Source organism: Saccharopolyspora sp. ID03-671 (assembly GCF_045278815.1).
In the GTDB taxonomy this organism is placed as follows: domain Bacteria; phylum Actinomycetota; class Actinomycetes; order Mycobacteriales; family Pseudonocardiaceae; genus Saccharopolyspora; species Saccharopolyspora ipomoeae.
Genome location: NZ_CP134054.1, coordinates 448,026 through 464,076, shown reverse-complemented (window position 1 = coordinate 464,076; position 16,051 = coordinate 448,026). Strand labels below are relative to the sequence as shown.

Below are 16,051 nucleotides of genomic sequence, written 5' to 3'. Positions count from 1 at the left end.
GGGGGAGGCACGAGATGACGATCGCCGACCAGCCCACCACCACCGCTCACCCGCTGGACCCGATGAGCGCCGAGGAGGTCGACGCCCTCCGCGCGGCGCTGGAGGACGCCGGGCTGCTCGGCGAGCACGTCCGGTTCACCTTCGTGGCGCCGGAGGAACCCGACAAGGCCGCCGTGCTCGCGCACCGCCCGGGCGAGCCGGTCGACCGCCGGTTCCGCGCCGTGCTGCTGGACCTGGCCACCGGTGTCTCCCACGACACCGTCGTGTCCACCACGCGTTCCGCGGTGGACTCGGTGCGGCGGCTGGACCCGGTCACCGACGGGCAGCCACCGATCATCGACACCGAGTTCGAGCTCGTCGAGGAGATCGTCAACGCCGACGAGCGCTGGACCTCGGCGCTGCGCCGCCGCGGCATCGACCCCGCCACCGTGCGGGCCGCTCCGCTGTCGGCCGGCGTCTACGACGAGCCGGGTGAGCGGGGGCGGCGGATCATCCGCTCGCTGGGCTTCCAGCAGTTCCACCCCGCCGACCACCCGTGGGCGCACCCCGTCGACGGGCTGTGCGCCTACGTCGACCTCACCCACCGCGAGGTCACCCGCGTCATCGACCACCGCGACCTCCCCGTCCCGCCCGAACCCGGCAACTTCGACGACCCCGAGGTGACCGGGCCGCCGCGCACCAGCCTCAAGCCCATCGAGATCACCCAGCCGGAGGGGCCGAGCTTCAGCGTCGACGGTCATCGGGTGCGCTGGGAGAACTGGGACCTGCGGATCGGGTTCAACGAGCGCGAGGGCCTGACCCTGCACCAGCTGTCGTTCCACGACCGGCCGGTGCTCTACCGCGCCTCGATCGCCGAGATGGTGGTGCCCTACGCCGACCCGTCACCGGTGCGGTTCTGGCAGAACTACTTCGACTGCGGCGAGTACATGTTCGCCCGCTACACCAACCCGCTGGAACTGGGCTGCGACTGCCTCGGCGAGATCCACTACTTCGACGCGGTCGTCGCCGACGACTTCGGGCGCCCGCGCACCATCCGCAACGGGATCTGCCTCCACGAGGAGGACTTCGGCGTGCTGTGGAAGCACACCGACCTGTTCACCGGTTCGCGGGAGACCCGGCGTCAGCGCAGGCTCGTGATCTCGTTCTTCACCACCGTCGGCAACTACGACTACGGCTTCTACTGGTACCTCTACCTGGACGGGACCATCGAGCTGGAGACCAAGGCCACCGGCATCACCTTCACCGGGGCCTACCCGGAGGAGGGCCACGAGCACGCCACCCAGGTCGCGCCCGGTCTGGCCGCGCCGTTCCACCAGCACCTGTTCTGCGCCCGGCTGGACGTCGCGATCGACGGGCCGCGCAACGCCGTGGACGAAGTCGAGGCCGAGGCCCTGCCGGTCAGCGACGCCAACCCGCACGGCAACGCCTTCCGCGCGAGGCGAACCCGTCTGACCACCGAGTCCCAGGCAGCCCGCCTGGCCGACAACTCGCGCGCCCGCACCTGGCACGTCGTCAACCCGGAGCGCCTCAACCGCCACGGCGACCCGGTGTCCTACGTCCTGCGGCCCGAGGGACAGCCGGTGATGCTCGCCGACGAGTCGTCCTCGGTGCACGCTCGCGGCACCTTCGCCACCCGGCACCTGTGGGTCACCCGCTACGACTCCGAACAGCGCTACCCGGCGGGCGATTTCGTCAACCAGAACCCGGGCGGCGCGGGTCTGCCGTCCTGGACCGGGGCCGACCGCGGCATCGACGGCCAGGACATCGTCCTGTGGCACACCTTCGGCCTCACCCACTTCCCGAGGCCCGAGGACTGGCCGATCATGCCCGTCGACCGCTCGGGCTTCACCCTCGTGCCCCAGGGGTTCTTCGACCGCAACCCCACCCTCGACGTCCCGCGCTCCGGCGGGCACTGCGGGTCCTGACGGTCAGCGGCCGCGGACCTGGAGGGAGTCCAGGAGCTTGGCCGTGGCGCGTTCGACCTCGTCCACCGCTTGTTCGAAGGTCTCGGCGTTGTGGGCGGCCGGGGCCCGGAAGCCGGAGATCTTGCGGACGTACTGCAGGGCTGCGGCGCGGATGTCGGCGTCGGTGACCTGCTCGGCGTAGGGCGGGCGGAGGGTCTTGATGCTGCGGCACATGCCCGCATTGTCCGCCTGCCCACCGACACCGACCAGGGTTAGCGTGGAGCGGCCACCGACCCCGGAGGAGACGATGACGCTGCCGATCTGCGCGACCTGCGGGACGCAGTACGCACAGGCCCGCCAGGACTGCCCGATCTGCGAGGACGAGCGCCAGTGGGTTCCGCGCGACGGCCAGCAGTGGACCGACCTCCAGGCCCTGCGCGCCGAGCACGAGGCGGACCTGCGCGAGGAGGGCGGAGTGCTGGGCATCGGCTGCGCGCCGAAGTTCGCCATCGGGCAGCGCGCCCTGCTCGTGCGCACCGAAGCGGGCAACGTGCTGTGGGACTGCACCGCCTACCTCGACGACGAGATCGTCCGCACCATCACCGACCTCGGCGGGCTGATCGGCATCGCGATCAGCCACCCGCACTACTACACCACGATGGTCGAGTGGGCGCGCGCCTTCGACGTGCCGGTCCACCTGCACGAATCCGACCGCCAGTGGGTCGGGCGCCCCGACCCCGCGCTGCGGTTCTGGAGCGGCACCACCCACGAGCTCGCCCCGGGGCTGACGCTGATCAACCTGGGCGTGCACTTCGCCGGCGGCACCGTCCTGCACCACGCCGCCGGTGCCGGTTCGCTGTTCTCCGGCGACATCGTGCAGGTCATCCCGGACCGAACCCACGTCGCCTTCATGTACAGCTATCCCAACCTCATCCCGGAGCGGCCGTCGGTGGTGCGCCGCGCCGCCGAGATCCTCGACGGCTACGCCTTCGACTCGCTGCACGGGGCCTGGTGGGACACCGTCATCCCCACCGGCGCCCACGAGATCGTCCAGCGCTCCGCCACCCGCTACCTCGACTTCACCCTGGAACGCTGACGCGTTCACCGAGCGCTGGCGATCCCGCCCGCGGGGACGGACCGGCGCCGCAGCGGCACCAGTTCCCACCAGGTGATGCTGCGCAGTACCCATTCCACCGGGCCGTAGCGGAACTTCCGCAGCCACCGGCGGCTGAACGCGGCCTGGATCGCGAGGATGATCAACGCCAGCAGCAGCGCGGTGGACCAGGCCGAGGACTCGTGCAGGCCCAGCGCTCCCGCCACCGCGACGACGATCAGAGTGGCCGTGAGGTAGTTGGTCAGGGCCATCCTCCCGAGCGGCTCGAACAGCGCGCGCACCGGGCGGCCCAGCCGCGTCCGGAGGACGAGCAGGAAGGCCGCCGCGTAACCGATCGCACCGAGAACACCCGCGAGCGCGGAGATCCGGGAGGCCAGCGGCCCGTCCACCGGGTACACCAGTTCCGCCCACACGGTCGGCACGCTCAGCAGCACCGCGACCGCCAGCACGACGCGGAGTCGCCCCGGTCGGCGGGGAGCGGTGTCCGCCAGCCCGGTCCGCGCGCACGCCAGTCCCAGCAGGAACAGCCCGGGAATGCTGAACGTCCCGCCCGAGGCCGCGGTGAATCCCGCGACGGCCACCAGAACGCTCACCGGCACCAGAACCGCGTTCGGCAGCCACGACGCCGGAAGCAGGACCAGCAGCCCGGCGATGGCGTAGGGCAGCAGTGCCTCGCCGGGCTGCAGGAGGTGGTGCCCGACGCCGAGCAGGCCGAGGAAGACGAGCCTGCGGACCAGCAGCAGCCGGGGGTGCTTCGACCGCCTCTCGGCGCCGTCGAGGAACAGGGCGAAGCTCAACCCGAACAAGAAGGCGAAGATCGGGTAGAAGTGGCCCTCCACCACCATTCCGAGCCCGTCCGAGACCAGGTTCGACGTGGTGCTGTCCGAAGCGGGGGACAGCCGGGTGATCTGCGGGATGTTGATCAGGAGGATGCCGCACAGGGCGAAACCGCGCAGCGCGTCCCACTCGGTGATCCGGGACGGCGACCGCTCACCGGAAGCGGCGGTCGGCGCGGTCGGCGTGCTGGCTCGGGTGTTCATGACGACCAGCCTGCGCCGCGCCCCGCCCTCGCGCCTCGGCCTGCGGGCCGAGCCGCATCGGCCGAAAGTCCGGAACCGGCCGAGATCTCAACCGGCGGGGTCGGTGGTGACGGTGCCGGTCGACCACGCCCACGCGGCGATCTCCACCCGGTTGCGCACGCCCAGCTTGGACTGGATGTTGGTCAGGTGGGTCTTGATGGTGCCCAGCGAGATGTGGAGCTCGGCGCAGATCTCCTGGTTGGTGTTCCCGACCGCGACCAGTCGCGCCACGTCGAGTTCCCGCTCGGAGAGCGCCGCTCGTCGAGCGCTTGATCGGCGCGGGGGCGCTTCTCGGGGCGCCAGCCGGTGCAGCAGCCGGACGGTCACCGCCGGTGAGATCAGCGCGTCACCGCGGCGGGCGGCCTCGACGGCCTCGATCAGCAGCGTCGGGCTGGCGTCCTTGAGCAGGAACCCACAGGCGCCGTTGCGCAGCGCCGCGTGCACGTAGTCGTCCTGGTCGAACGTCGTCACGACCACGACGCGCATCGGTTGGGCGGTCCCGGGGCCGGCCAGGATCCGCGTCACCTCGAGCCCGTCGAGCCCGGGCATCCGAACGTCGACCAGGCAGACGTCCGGTCGCAGTCGCCTGGCCAGTTCGACGCATTCCACGCCGTCGGCGGCCTCACCGATCACTTCGACATCCGGCTGGGCGTCGAGGATCATCCGGAACCCGCTGCGGACCAGCCGCTGATCGTCGGCGATGAGCACGCGCGTGGGATTCCCGGTGGTCTTCTCGCTCACCTGGCGGAGTCTGCCACGCCCAGCACCGGGAAGTCGGCTGCGATGCGCCAACCACCGTCGGGCGTGGCGCCGGCTTCCATCGTCCCGTCCACCGCCGAGACCCGCTCGTGGAGTCCGACGACCCCGAACCCGCCGCGACCGCCGACCGGCGGCGCGGGTGACCTGGCGGGCGCGGTGTTGCGCACCTCGACCCGAAGCCGGTCGCCGGTCAGGTCGACCTCAACGGTCACCACCGTGCCGGGCGCGTGCCTGCGCGCGTTGGTCAGCGCCTCCTGCACCACCCGGAGCACCGAGGTCTCCACCTCCGGTGCGAGCCGGGCACCGCGCGCCGACGCCGCGACCGCGAGCGTCGCGAACTGCTGATCGGCGGTGCAGAAGTCGCTGACCAGGGCGGCGAGCTCGCCGAACAGCTCGCCCTGGCGGCGCGGCCGTCCGTCGGCCTCCCGCAGCACGTGCACCAGCCGACGCATCGAGTCGAGGGTCTCGACGCCCGCGTCGTGGATGTCGGCCAGGATCGCGTCGATCCGCTCGGGCGCGGTCTCGCGGACGGCACGAGCCGCGTTGGCCTGCACGACGATCCCGGTGACGTGGTGCGCCACGAAGTCGTGCAGGTCCCGCGCCAGTTCCAGGCGCTCGCCCTCCCGCACGGCCCGCACCGCGCGGGCCCTCCGGGCGTCGAGCACGCGCAGGTAGCAGCCGAGCCCGATGACACCACCGGCGGCGAAGGTCAGCAGGAACGAGAAGCTCAGCACCGAGGTCAACTGGTCCGGGTTCCAGTCGTAGGTGCGCAGCGGGCCGGAGATCACCGCTGCGGTGAGCGCGATCGCTACCATCGGCACCCGGATCCGGCGGCACGTCTGGCACAGCAGGATGAGCAGGCACACCGACTCCAGCGCGCCCCAGGTGGCGGCTGCACCGGTGGTGAGCAGCATGGTCGCGGTCAGCGCGAGCGATCCGATCGCGGCGATCCACGACCGGTGGTGCAGCGGCAGGTACCGGTCGGGCACGGCCAGCAGGGCCGACGCGAGCGCGCCGGAGACCAGCGGTGCGATCCAGGCGCCGTGGACGTCGCGGATCCCGTCGGAGGACTCCAGGTCCAGCAACCAGACCAGCAGCAGCATCCCGCACAGCCCGGCGGCCAGCGCGCGGTGGGCGGGACGGGGCAGCGGTGCCGTCTCGGTGGGTACCTCGTTCTGCACGTGCCGAGGCTAGGGCATCCGTGCGGGCACGACCTCGTCCACGAGACCGACCCGCGCGTGGTGGGCATCGGCCCGCGGGCCGATGCCCACCACGACGAGATCTCTGGAGATCAGGCCGCGTCCTGCGGGACGTTGAGGTCGCGGTCCTTGGTCTCCGGGGCGATGAGCGAGGCGGCGAAGCTGATCGCCATGATCACCATCATGTAGATCGCCACCGGCACCCACGAGCCGCCGAAGGCGGCCATCAGCCCGGCGCAGATCAGCGGAGCCACACCGCCGCCCACGACCGAGGAGAACTCGCGGCCCAGCGCCACGCCCGCGTAGCGGTAGCGGTTGCCGAACAGCTCCGGGAAGTAGCTCATCTGCACGCCGACCGAGCCGTGGCAGGCCAGGACGAACCCGATCACGATGGCCACCGTGATCGCCACCGGCGAGCCGGTGTTGAGCGCGACGAACGTCGGCACCGGCAGCAGCACCAGCGCACCCATGATCGTGGAGTAGACCCTCTTGCGGCCCAGCACGTCCGACAGAGCGCGAACCCGAAGGCCGCGATGCCGCCGCAGATCGCGCCCAGCAGCAGCACCTTCGGCACGAACGACTTGTCCACGCCCACCGTCGACACCAGGTAGGAGGCCATGAACACCTGGTAGGTGTAGGACTGGGCGTTGGACCCGACGTTGAGGAAGAACGCCAGCAGCAGCGGCCGCCGTCCCTCGCGGAACGTCTCGGCGATCGGTGCCTTCGTCTCGCCGACCTGCTCCTTGAGCTCCTGGAACACCGGGCTCTCGTTGAGCTTCCGGCGGATGACCAGCGCGGCGATGGTCACCAGCAGGCTGCTGCCGAACACCAGCCGCCAGCCCCAGCTCATCAGCGCGTCCTCGGGCAGCGCCTGCGCCAGGATCCACGCCACCGCGCCCAGGGCGGTGCCCAGCGCGGCCCCGGTCATCACCAGCGACGCCAGCGCGCCGCGCTTGCCGCGCCCGGCGGTCTCGGTCAGCAGCGTCGCCCCACCGGCCTGCTCGGCGCCCGCACCCATGCCCTGGAAGAACCGGCACGCCACCAGCAGGATCGGCGCCAGCAGTCCCACCTGCGAGTACGTCGGGAGCAGGCCGATCGCCAGCGTCGAGCCGCCCATGAGCAGCAGCGTGGCCACCAGCACCCACTTGCGGCCCAGCCGATCACCGAAGCGGGAGAAGATCAGCCCGCCCAGCGGTCGCGCGGCGAAGCCCACCGCGTAAGCGCTGAACGAGGCCAGGATCCCGGCGACGGGGGAGATGTTCGGGAAGAACAGCTTGCTGAAGATCAGCGCCGACGCCGTGCCGTAGATGACGAAGTCGTACTGCTCGAGCGTCGTGCCGATCAGTCCGGCCCACGCCGCTCGTCGCACGGCCTTCCGGTCGGCCGGCGTCTCGGTGGTGTCCACTGTGGAACTTCGTTGTTCGCTCATCGGACCACGCAATCTTCTCGTGCGGTTATCTCTGGGCTTGCAGGGCTTCCTCGGTGGCGGCCGCGACCCCGCGGGTGGCGAGCACGTCGATGAACTCCGCGACGCGGGCCTGGAACTCGGCGTGGGCGGCCAGCTCGTCGCCGAGCAGGCCGTCGCGCAGCGCCGCCGTCACGAACTCGCGGGTGCTCGCGGCCCCGGCGTGCGCCTCGCGCAGCGCTTCGGCGGCGGGGTCGACGATCGCCGCGGTGTGCTCGTTGGTCTCCGGTGCGGTCGTGGCGCGCAGGTAGGCCGCCACGCACAGCGCCAAGTGCTGCGGCATCCGGCCCGCGGCCAGGTGCAGCGCAGCCGGGACCGGGACGCGCTGGGCGAGCTTGGTCGAGCCGTCGGAACCGACCTGGCGGGTCCGGTGCCCCAGGGCGCTGTTGCTCCAGCGCGTGAACAGCTGGGCGGCGTAGTCGTCGAAGTCGATGTCGGACGGCATCGTCAGGCTCGGCAGGTAGTCGGCGCGCATCACCTGCCGGGCCGCCTCGGCGATGTGCGGTCGCGCGGTGGCCTCGGCGATGAGGTCGCAGCCCTCCAGCGCGCCCAGGTAGGCGATCAGCGAGTGGGTGCCGTTGAGCAGCCGCAGCTTCATCAGCTCGTAGGGCTCGACGTCGTCGGTGAAGGTCACCCCGCCGTGCTCCCACGCGGGCCGGCCGGCGGCGAAGTGGTCCTCCAGCACCCACATGCTGAACGGCTCGGCGGGCACCGGCGCCTCGTCGCGCAGGCCGAGCCGCTCGGCCACCGCCGCCCGGTAGGCGTCGGTGGTGGCCGGCACGATCCGGTCCACCATGCCGTTCGGGAAGCTCACCGAGCCCCGCAGGTAGGACAGCAGGTCCTCGCGCTCGGGCGCGGGCAGCGCCTCGGCGAACTCGCGCACCAGGCGCCCGGTGAGCTCGCCGTTGCCGGTGAGGTTGTCGCAGCTGAGGATCGCCACCGGTGCCGCGTGCGTGGCGGCGCGGCGCTGCAGCGCGCGGGCCAGCCTGCCGACGGTGGTGCGCGGCGCGCCGCCGTCGAGGTCGGCCCGCACGGCCGGGTCGTCGAGGTCGAGCCGCTGGGTGCGCGGCGAGTAGCTGTAGCCCTTCTCCGTGACGGTGAGCGTGACGATCCGGGTCTCCCGCGCCGCCAGCGCGTCGAGCACGGCCTCCGGCTGCTGCGCGGCGACCAGCACGTCGCTGTGCACGGCCGGGACACCGACCTCGGTGCGCTCCGGGGAGATCTCCACGACGCCGTAGCGCATGTCCTGCTCCCGCATCGCCTGCGCGACCGCCGCCGAGGAGTTCGCGACCCCGACGATCGCCCACGGCCCCTCGGTGTGCTCCAGCGCGCGGGCGGTGTGCACGGCCTGGTGCGCCCGGTGGAAGTTGCCGAGTCCGAGGTGGACGATGCCCGGCGCGCCCAGCGAGCGGTGGTGCTGCAGGGCCGAAGCGGGCGTGGTGGACGCGGAGAGTCGTTGCATGGCGAGCCAATCGGTGCGGGAAGGGGAAATAATCAGCGGGAGGCGGGAGCGGTGGATTCGCGCACCACCAGCTGCGCGGGCAGCAGGTGCTTGCGCGGCGGAGTCCGGTGACCGCCCAGGATCGGGCCGAGCAGCTCCACGCTGAGCGCTCCGGCCTTGGACCAGGGGATGGAGATGCTGGTCAGCGAGGGGCGGGAGACCTCGGTGAGCGCCACGTCGTCGATGCCGATGACGCTGAGCCCGTCGGGCACGTCCACGCCCAGCGCGCGGGCGCCCTTGATCACGCCGATGGCGACCAGGTCGTTGTGGGTGATCACCGCCGAGGCGCCGGTGGCCAGGACGCTGGCGGCCACGGCGGTGCCGGCTGCGACCGTCTCGGCCTGCCAGTCCAACACCTCCAGCTCGATGCCCGCCTCGGCGGTGAGCTCCTCGACGAGCCGCACCCGGCGGGGGCTGGACCACGAGTGGTGCGAGCCGGAGACGAACGCGATCCGCCGGTGGCCGAGCGCGGCGAGGTAGTCGACGGCCTGGCGGAGGCCGTCCGCGGCGTCGGCGAGCACGCAGTCGACGTCGTCGTGCTCCTGGTTGATCAGCACCGACGGCGTGGACCCGCACAGCTCGACGAGCTCGTCGGCGGGCAGTCGCGACGAGCACAGCACGATCGCCGCGACCTGGCTGCGCAGGTGCGTGATCGCCTCGCGCTCGCGCTCCGGATCGCGGTCGGTGTCGTGCAGCACGAGGGTCTGCTTGCGCCGCCTGCCCTCGCCCTGGGCGGCCTTGACCAGCGTGCCGTAGACGGGGTTGGCGATGTCGGGCACCACCATCGCCACGGTGGACCCGGCGGCCTGGGGCTCACCGGGCTTGGCGCCCTGGTAGCCCAGCTCCTGGGCGGCGGCGAGGACCTTGCGCAAGGTGTCCGGGCCGAGTCGCTGCGGGTCGCTGAACGCGCGCGACGCCGTGGACAGGGCGACGTCGGCCCGCTTGGCCACGTCGGTCAAGGTCGGCGCCATCGCCCCTCCGCTCTCGCACGTCCCGGTGCGGCACCGGGCAGAGCAGATATTGACCAACCTTGCGCAAACTTGTCAACTCCGTTGCCGAACTCGGTGGTCCGCACGCCGGGCGCCGACGGCTACTCCGGGGCCGAACCGCCCAGGACGTCGCCCAGGCGCAGGCGGTAGAGGCGGGTGGGGCGGCCGCGGCGGGTCGGCTGCGCACTGCCCTCGGAGGTGACCAGCTCGGCGGTGCCGAGCTTGCGGATCAACCGCCTGCCGCTCGGATCGGTGATGCCCATCAGCGTCGCCAGCTCGCTGGGGGAGACCGCCCGGCCGTGCAGCTCCCGCTCCAGCGAGACCAGGCGGGACAGCGTCGTCGGACTCAACCCGACGTCGCGGGCCAGCCGCTCCAGCTCCGCGCTGTGATCCCGGTAGGCGAACTCCGCACGCCGACCGGACCCGCCGATCGGCCCGATGATCACCCCGCTGTCCTGGATGACGAACCCGCACGAGTACGGCTCGGCCTCGGCGCGCACCACCGCGCGCTCGGCCAGCGAGATGCCCTCCCGCACCGACGGTCCCAGCCCGAACCCGGCCGCGATGCGCACGTTCATGTCGCGCTCTGCCCGCTGCAGCCCCGGAACCACCTGCCAGTCCGAGGTCGCCCGCTCCAGCAGAGCCTTGTGCCCGAACAGCACCAGCCCGCGCCTGCCGCGGTTCTCCACCCAGGACCCGGCCAGCTGCGGGTCCTGCAGCAGGAACTCCCGCAGGGCCGCCCGCCCCCGGTCCACGTCGTCGCCGTCGCGGATCTGGAAAACCCCTGCGGCGACGCGACAATCCTCGGCCTGGTCGGCGCGCACCCGCAGCGCCAGCTCCTGCAGCTGCGTCCGCACCGTCGACGCGGGCAGCTCGACCTCGACCACCGGTGCCTCGGCGCGCAACGAGTCGGCGACCTGCCTGCGCGGGGTGAGCACCACCCCGCCGTTGCGCAACGCCTCCCGGTGGTGCGCGACGATCTCCTCGACCGGCTGGCCCGGCGCGTAGGGCAGCGCCGAGTGGCGCACGCCGAGCGAGGTGGCGACCTCCTGGATCACGTGGTGGTCGAAGGAGTCGATGCTGGCCCGTCGGTGCTCGGGGAACTCCGCGCGCATCCGGCCCACGGCCAGCGCCAGCTCCAACGGACCCGGTCGCACCACCGCCACCGGCATCCGCTCGGGGATCTGATCGCGCACCGCGTCGTAGGCGTGCGGGCCGAGGAGCAGGCCGTCCACACCGGGCGAGGACAGCAGCTCCCGCAACCGGTCGGGCACCTCCTCGGGTGCACCGTGGACACCCCAGCGCGCGGTCGTGCCGGTGATGGTGCTCGCGGCCTGGCGGAAGACCTCCTGGCGCCGCGCGTGCACCAGCACGCCGATCACCACGCTCATGTCGCCACCCGGATTCGTTTCGCCGACGAAACTTCACCAGGATTGCGCGAACCGGAGACGCGGTCAACGTGATCCGGAGAGGAAGTGCGTCGTGGTTGCTCCGCCCGGCGGAAAGGTGGGTCCCGCACCTGAAACGGCGGGTGTCGCCGCACTAGTCGGTGACGATCCGGACGCGTTCCGCGTGATCCAGGCGATACCCGACGCCGCGGACGGTGGTGATGAGATCGAGATCGGGGCCGAGCTTGGTGCGGATGCGGCGGACGTGGACGTCGACCGTGCGGGTGCGGGGTTCGCTGGCGAAGTCCCACACCGCAGCGAGCAGCGTGTTCCGGTGGTGCACGCGGCCGGGATTGCGGGCCAGGAACAGGAGCAGGTCGAACTCCAGTCGCGTGAAGCGGACGAGGGTGCCGTCCGGGCGCACGATCTGCCTGGCCGCCACCAGGATTCGCAGTTGCGGCCGCGCCGCCGGCGCGGTGTCCACGATGGACTGGACGGGGATCGAGCCGCGCGCCTCGGCGTTGCGGGTCAGGATGCGTTCCAGCAGTCCCAGGTCCTCGCGGGTGATCACGAATCGGGCGTTGACCTCGACCAGCTCGGCGTCCTCCGGGGCGAAGTCCGCTGCTGTCGGTTCCAGCGTCATGGCACGTTTCTCCATCGCTGCGGGGTGTGAACGGGCGGGAGCGGCAGAGCTCAACCGCGCGGACACGCCGCGGAGGCGACCCGCAGCAGGTCGATGTGCGCACGCTGCACCAGCAGCGTTCCCGTGGCCATGCCACAAGATGGAATCAGGTCCCACGGGGGCGGTCAAAGGGTGTCCGCACCGTGAGAACACGCAGGTCAGCGCCGGAACCAGCGAGGGAACCGGCGGTGAGGCTTGCGAGGCGGCTCCGGAACGGGTTCCGGTTCGTCGGGTTTCGGTCCGTCGGATTCCGGGGCCGCCCGGTCGGCCCGCCAGCGCCGGACCACGTCCTCGACGTCGACCGGCGCGACCGCCACGCGCGGCCCCTCCGGGAAGCGCAGGTGCTCGACGATCCGGCGGTTGAGCTCCGCGGCCAGGTCGCGCACCGACTGCTCGCTGGTCAGCTCCGCCACCGTCGACGGCAGCCGCTCGACCTCGCGGCGCAGCCGCAGGGGAGTGGGCAGCAGCGCGTCCCCGGACAGGCCCTCGCGGCGGATCTGCTCCTTGACCCACCACTGCTCGTCCAGCGGCGCACCGGCTCCCGGCAGCGGCTTGCCGGCGCCAGGCAGGTCGTCGAACTCACCGCGCTCCTGGGCGGTGCGGATCTGCCGGTCCACCCACGACTCGAACGTGACCCCGGGAGGCTTGCGCTCGCTCATGCCTCCCAGTGTCCGGCAAGGGCGGGTGTCCGGCAACGATCCGGTGTCCGGCAACGACGTCCCGATGTCAGGCGGTGCGGCGCAGGAACCCGTTGAGCAGCGCCGCCTGACCGGCGTGCTGCAGGTCGTCGGCGATGACGCTCACCAGTCGCACGCCCAGCGTCACCGGCGGGGACCAGCTCGCGTCGATGACCTCGTCCAGCTCGGCGTCGTCGAGGCCGGTGACGAACCGCAGCGTCTGCTCGTGCACCGCGTCGTAGTAGCCGGTCAGCAGCTCACCGGAGGCGCGCACCGACTCCACCTGGTCGGTGTCGTGGCCGTAGCCGGTGTCCTCCTCGTCCAGCGGCAGCGCGAACCGCGACGCCCAGTTCTGCGCCAGCCACACCTGCTCGATCTCGGCGACGTCGGCGATGTGGTCGTCCTGGACGCGCGCGAGGTGCCACACCAGCCAGGCGATCGAGTTCGCCCCGTCGTCGATCCGGTGCGCCAGCTGCTCCTCGTCGAGCCCGTCGACCGCCTCGTGCACCGCCTCCTGAACCCTGCTGAACGCATCGACAAGCACATCGGCGCTGGTCATCGGGTCCCGCTCCTCACATCCGGATGCACACGCTGGTGCCGACAACCGTACGGCGCTTCCTCCGCCGCGGCAGCGCTTTTCGCTCCCGGTGTGTTGGGTCAGCGGCGCGGTGGCACCGGGATCCGGTCGAGGTCGGCGGCCACCACGATCCGCCCGTCGAAGGCCGACGCCGCCTCGTCGTGGAAGCGGCGCGGGTCCGGGTAGCGCTGCGAGAAGTGGGTCAGCACCAGGCACCGCACCCCGCACTCGGCGGCGACCCGGCCCGCCTGCGCGGCGGTGAGGTGCCGGTAGCGCTCGGCCAGCGCGGCGTCGGCCTCCAGGAACGTCGACTCGATCACCAGCATGTCCGCGCCGTCGGCCAGCTCGAACACCCCGTCGCAGAGCCGCGTGTCCATCACGAACGCGAACCGCTGACCGGCCCGGGCCTCGCTGACCTCCGCCAGCGCCACCGCCCGGTCGCCGACCCGCACCGAGCCGTCCCGCTGCAGCCTGCCGATGTCGGGGCCGCGCACGCCCAGCTCGGCCAGCCGCCCGGGCAGCATGCGACGGCCGTCGGGTTCTTCCAGCCGGTAGCCGAACGCCTCGATCCGGTGGTCCAGCCGCACTGCCCGCAACGTCCCGAACCGGCCGCGCGCGACCTCCCCGTCCCGGGTGATCGGGTGCTCGTCGAGCCGCACCGAGTCGTCGTAGGCCGAGGCGTAGCGCAGGTGCTGGAAGAACTTCGCCCCCGACGCCGGGTAGTGCGCGTGCACCGCGCCGCGCACCCGGTCGGTCGACATCCGGTGGATCACCCCGGGCACGCCCAGGCAGTGATCGCCGTGGAAGTGCGTCAAGCACAGGTGGTCGACGTCGTTGGCGCTGACCCCGGCGAAGGTCATCTGCCGCTGCGTGCCCTCGCCCGGGTCGAACAGCAGCCCGGTCCCGTCCCAGCGCAGCAGGTATCCGTTGTGGTTGCGAGTGCGGGTCGGAGCCTGGCTGGCCGTGCCGAGCACGACGAGTTCCCGGTTGGACACGCCGGTCACCCTATGCCGCCGATCCCTCCGCGCGGGGACGCCGTCACGCCTCGGGCCGGCCGGGCCGGGAGGATTTCACCTGGGATTCCTCCTGGTGTTCCCGCGCGGACTCCAGCGCTGCGGTCTCCTCCTGCGGATCGGGCCGCAGCAGGCTGCCGGGAACCGAATGCCCGGCCGCGCCCAGCTTGTTCATCTTCTTGGGCACCGGAGCGCCCTGGTAGTCCAGGTGCTCGGGGTGACCGCGCTCATCCACCGGGCCCAGGGGCTGGTGGATCTCGATGAACTCGCCGTGCGGCAACCGCCGGATGATGCCGGTCTCCACGCCGTGGTCCAGCACCTCCCGGTCGCTGCGCTGCAACCCCAGGCAGATCCGGTAGGTGATGTAGTAGGCCAGCGGCGGCAGCACCAGCACCCCGACGCGGCCGGCCCAGGTCATCATGTTCAGCGACAGCCCGAACACGAAGGCGACGATGTCGTTCATCCCGGAGATCAGCACCACGAGGAAGAACGCGATCGCCATGACCCCGAGCGAGGTGCGCACCGGGTTGTCGCGCGGCCGCTGCAGCAGGTTGTGGTGGGCGTCGTCGCCGCTGAGCTTGCGCTCCAGCATCGGGTAGGCCGCGGCGACGGTGAACACCAGGCCCAGCCCCAGGATCAGCGGGAAGAACGGGGCGCCGATGGTGAACGGGCCGAGGTAGAGCTCCCACGGCGGCCACAACCGGCCCATCCCGTCGGTCCACATCATGTACCAGTCGGGCTGGGACGCCGCGGACACCTGGGAGGCGACGTAGGGTCCGAAGTTCCAGATCGAGTTGATCTGGAAGATGCCGCTCATGATCGCCAGCACGCCGGTGACGATGAGGAAGAACCCGGTGGCCTTGACCGCGAACACCGGCATGATCCGCACCCCGACCACGTTGGACTCGGTGCGCTTGGGACCCGGGTACTGGGTGTGCTTCTGGTACCAGACGATCGCCAGGTGCGCGGCCACCAGCGCCAGGATGATGCCCGGCAGCAGGAACACGTGGAACAGGTAGAAGCGCGGGATGATCTCGGTGCCGGGGAACTCCCCGCCGAACAGCAACCACTGCAGCCACGTGCCGATGACGGGGATGGACAGCAGGATGCCGGAGGCGATGCGGAGGCCGGTGCCGGAGAGCAGGTCGTCGGGCAGCGAGTAGCCGATGAAGCCCTCGAACATGCCCATCACGAACAGGCCGATCCCGATGAGCCAGTTCGTCTCGCGCGGGCGCCGGAACGCTCCGGTGAAGAAGATCCGGAACATGTGCGCGGTGATCGCGGCCATGAAGATCAGCGCGGCCCAGTGGTGCAGCTGGCGCGCGAACAACCCGCCGCGGACCTCGAAGGAGATGTCGAGGGTGCTCTCGAACGCCCGCGACATCTCCACGCCGCGCAGGTTGGCGAACCGGCCGTCGTAGGCGACCTCGGCCATCGACGGGTCGAAGAAGTAGGCCAGGTAGGTGCCGGTGAGCAGCAGGACGATGAAGCTGTAGAGGGCGATCTCGCCGAGCAGGAAACCCCAGTTGGTGGGGAAGACCTTGTTCAGCTGCCGCCGGATGCCGGGTGCAGCGCGGAACCGCTGGTCCAGCTCGTCGGCGCCGTGGGCCGCCGAACGGGACAGCCTGCTCTCGGGTTTCGTCGGCTGCGTCAGCTTGCTCATGTCGACTCCAGGCATGCCGGAATGCGCGACACCGCGCGACC

Annotated in this window: 17 protein-coding genes; 2 read left to right on the top strand and 15 right to left on the bottom strand. The window is 71.6% G+C overall.

From position 1 onward, the window contains the following. Nucleotides 1-14: 14 nt before the first annotated feature. Entirely contained in the window at nt 15-1,925 is a 1,911-nt protein-coding gene (locus tag REH65_RS02260; RefSeq protein WP_406693065.1) for a primary-amine oxidase, read from the top strand. 3 nt (nt 1,926-1,928) lie between these two features. Here the strand turns inward: REH65_RS02260 and REH65_RS02255 are convergent, their stop codons facing one another. Continuing rightward, nucleotides 1,929-2,138, bottom strand: coding sequence for a DUF2277 domain-containing protein (locus REH65_RS02255; protein ID WP_281454414.1), 210 nt, complete (start codon nt 2,136-2,138; stop codon nt 1,929-1,931). 73 nt (nt 2,139-2,211) lie between these two features. On the opposite strand from REH65_RS02255, the gene REH65_RS02250 reads away from it, so the two are divergent. Beyond that, nucleotides 2,212-3,000, top strand: a complete 789-nt coding sequence (locus REH65_RS02250; protein ID WP_406691037.1) for an MBL fold metallo-hydrolase — start codon at nt 2,212-2,214, stop codon at nt 2,998-3,000. A 5-nt stretch (nt 3,001-3,005) separates the two neighbouring features. On the opposite strand, the gene REH65_RS02245 is transcribed toward REH65_RS02250, so the two are convergent. From REH65_RS02245 to REH65_RS02180, 14 genes are all read right to left on the bottom strand, one after another. Beyond that, the gene (locus REH65_RS02245) at nt 3,006-4,058 is read right to left on the bottom strand and encodes a DUF418 domain-containing protein (RefSeq protein WP_406691036.1); all 1,053 of its coding nucleotides are present in this window, start codon (nt 4,056-4,058) and stop codon (nt 3,006-3,008) included. 87 nt (nt 4,059-4,145) lie between these two features. After that, complete coding sequence (locus REH65_RS02240) at nt 4,146-4,838, bottom strand: response regulator (protein WP_406691035.1); 693 nt, start codon at nt 4,836-4,838, stop codon at nt 4,146-4,148. Next, nucleotides 4,835-6,037 (bottom strand): sensor histidine kinase, encoded by a 1,203-nt coding sequence (locus tag REH65_RS02235; protein WP_406691034.1) that lies wholly within the window; start codon nt 6,035-6,037, stop codon nt 4,835-4,837. The genes REH65_RS02240 and REH65_RS02235 overlap by 4 nt, the downstream gene beginning before the upstream one ends. Nucleotides 6,038-6,147: 110 nt before the next feature. Further along, nucleotides 6,148-6,525: a hypothetical protein gene (locus REH65_RS02230; protein ID WP_406691033.1), complete on the bottom strand. Its 378-nt coding sequence runs from the start codon at nt 6,523-6,525 to the stop codon at nt 6,148-6,150. Next, nucleotides 6,441-7,484: an MFS transporter gene (locus REH65_RS02225; RefSeq protein WP_406691032.1), complete on the bottom strand. Its 1,044-nt coding sequence runs from the start codon at nt 7,482-7,484 to the stop codon at nt 6,441-6,443. The genes REH65_RS02230 and REH65_RS02225 overlap by 85 nt, the downstream gene beginning before the upstream one ends. A 25-nt stretch (nt 7,485-7,509) precedes the next feature. After that, nucleotides 7,510-8,982 carry a mannitol dehydrogenase family protein gene (locus REH65_RS02220; protein ID WP_406691031.1) on the bottom strand — a complete coding sequence of 491 codons (1,473 nt, stop codon included), beginning with the start codon at nt 8,980-8,982 and terminating at the stop codon, nt 7,510-7,512. A 32-nt stretch (nt 8,983-9,014) separates the two neighbouring features. Next, complete coding sequence (locus tag REH65_RS02215; protein WP_406691030.1) at nt 9,015-9,992, bottom strand: LacI family DNA-binding transcriptional regulator; 978 nt, start codon at nt 9,990-9,992, stop codon at nt 9,015-9,017. Nucleotides 9,993-10,111: 119 nt separating this feature from the next. Continuing rightward, on the bottom strand, nt 10,112-11,401 hold the full coding sequence (locus tag REH65_RS02210; protein ID WP_406691029.1) for a hypothetical protein: 1,290 nt from the start codon (nt 11,399-11,401) through the stop codon (nt 10,112-10,114). A 151-nt stretch (nt 11,402-11,552) separates the two neighbouring features. Then, entirely contained in the window at nt 11,553-12,041 is a 489-nt protein-coding gene (locus REH65_RS02205; RefSeq protein WP_406691028.1) for a winged helix-turn-helix domain-containing protein, read from the bottom strand. A 50-nt stretch (nt 12,042-12,091) separates the two neighbouring features. Beyond that, nucleotides 12,092-12,172: a putative leader peptide gene (locus REH65_RS02200; protein WP_406693064.1), complete on the bottom strand. Its 81-nt coding sequence runs from the start codon at nt 12,170-12,172 to the stop codon at nt 12,092-12,094. 66 nt (nt 12,173-12,238) lie between these two features. Then, entirely contained in the window at nt 12,239-12,739 is a 501-nt protein-coding gene (locus tag REH65_RS02195) for a DUF1992 domain-containing protein (RefSeq protein WP_406691027.1), read from the bottom strand. 67 nt (nt 12,740-12,806) lie between these two features. After that, nucleotides 12,807-13,316: a mycothiol transferase gene (locus tag REH65_RS02190; RefSeq protein WP_406691026.1), complete on the bottom strand. Its 510-nt coding sequence runs from the start codon at nt 13,314-13,316 to the stop codon at nt 12,807-12,809. Nucleotides 13,317-13,414: 98 nt separating this feature from the next. Continuing rightward, entirely contained in the window at nt 13,415-14,329 is a 915-nt protein-coding gene (locus tag REH65_RS02185) for a ribonuclease Z (protein ID WP_406691025.1), read from the bottom strand. A 43-nt stretch (nt 14,330-14,372) separates the two neighbouring features. Next, entirely contained in the window at nt 14,373-16,010 is a 1,638-nt protein-coding gene (locus REH65_RS02180) for a cytochrome bc complex cytochrome b subunit (protein WP_406691024.1), read from the bottom strand. Between the last annotated feature and the right edge of the window lie 41 nt (nt 16,011-16,051).

What these genes read in the sequence shown, in the direction of transcription:
- REH65_RS02260 (WP_406693065.1), top strand. Translation starts at nt 15, where the DNA reads ATGACGATCGCCGACCAGCCCACCACCACCGCTCACCCGCTGGACCCG.
- REH65_RS02255 (WP_281454414.1), bottom strand. Translation starts at nt 2,138, where the DNA reads ATGTGCCGCAGCATCAAGACCCTCCGCCCGCCCTACGCCGAGCAGGTC.
- REH65_RS02250 (WP_406691037.1), top strand. Translation starts at nt 2,212, where the DNA reads ATGACGCTGCCGATCTGCGCGACCTGCGGGACGCAGTACGCACAGGCC.
- REH65_RS02245 (WP_406691036.1), bottom strand. Translation starts at nt 4,058, where the DNA reads ATGAACACCCGAGCCAGCACGCCGACCGCGCCGACCGCCGCTTCCGGT.
- REH65_RS02230 (WP_406691033.1), bottom strand. Translation starts at nt 6,525, where the DNA reads ATGGGTGCGCTGGTGCTGCTGCCGGTGCCGACGTTCGTCGCGCTCAAC.
- REH65_RS02225 (WP_406691032.1), bottom strand. Translation starts at nt 7,484, where the DNA reads ATGAGCGAACAACGAAGTTCCACAGTGGACACCACCGAGACGCCGGCC.
- REH65_RS02220 (WP_406691031.1), bottom strand. Translation starts at nt 8,982, where the DNA reads ATGCAACGACTCTCCGCGTCCACCACGCCCGCTTCGGCCCTGCAGCAC.
- REH65_RS02215 (WP_406691030.1), bottom strand. Translation starts at nt 9,992, where the DNA reads ATGGCGCCGACCTTGACCGACGTGGCCAAGCGGGCCGACGTCGCCCTG.
- REH65_RS02210 (WP_406691029.1), bottom strand. Translation starts at nt 11,401, where the DNA reads ATGAGCGTGGTGATCGGCGTGCTGGTGCACGCGCGGCGCCAGGAGGTC.
- REH65_RS02205 (WP_406691028.1), bottom strand. Translation starts at nt 12,041, where the DNA reads ATGACGCTGGAACCGACAGCAGCGGACTTCGCCCCGGAGGACGCCGAG.
- REH65_RS02200 (WP_406693064.1), bottom strand. Translation starts at nt 12,172, where the DNA reads ATGGCCACGGGAACGCTGCTGGTGCAGCGTGCGCACATCGACCTGCTG.
- REH65_RS02195 (WP_406691027.1), bottom strand. Translation starts at nt 12,739, where the DNA reads ATGAGCGAGCGCAAGCCTCCCGGGGTCACGTTCGAGTCGTGGGTGGAC.
- REH65_RS02190 (WP_406691026.1), bottom strand. Translation starts at nt 13,316, where the DNA reads ATGACCAGCGCCGATGTGCTTGTCGATGCGTTCAGCAGGGTTCAGGAG.
- REH65_RS02180 (WP_406691024.1), bottom strand. Translation starts at nt 16,010, where the DNA reads ATGAGCAAGCTGACGCAGCCGACGAAACCCGAGAGCAGGCTGTCCCGT.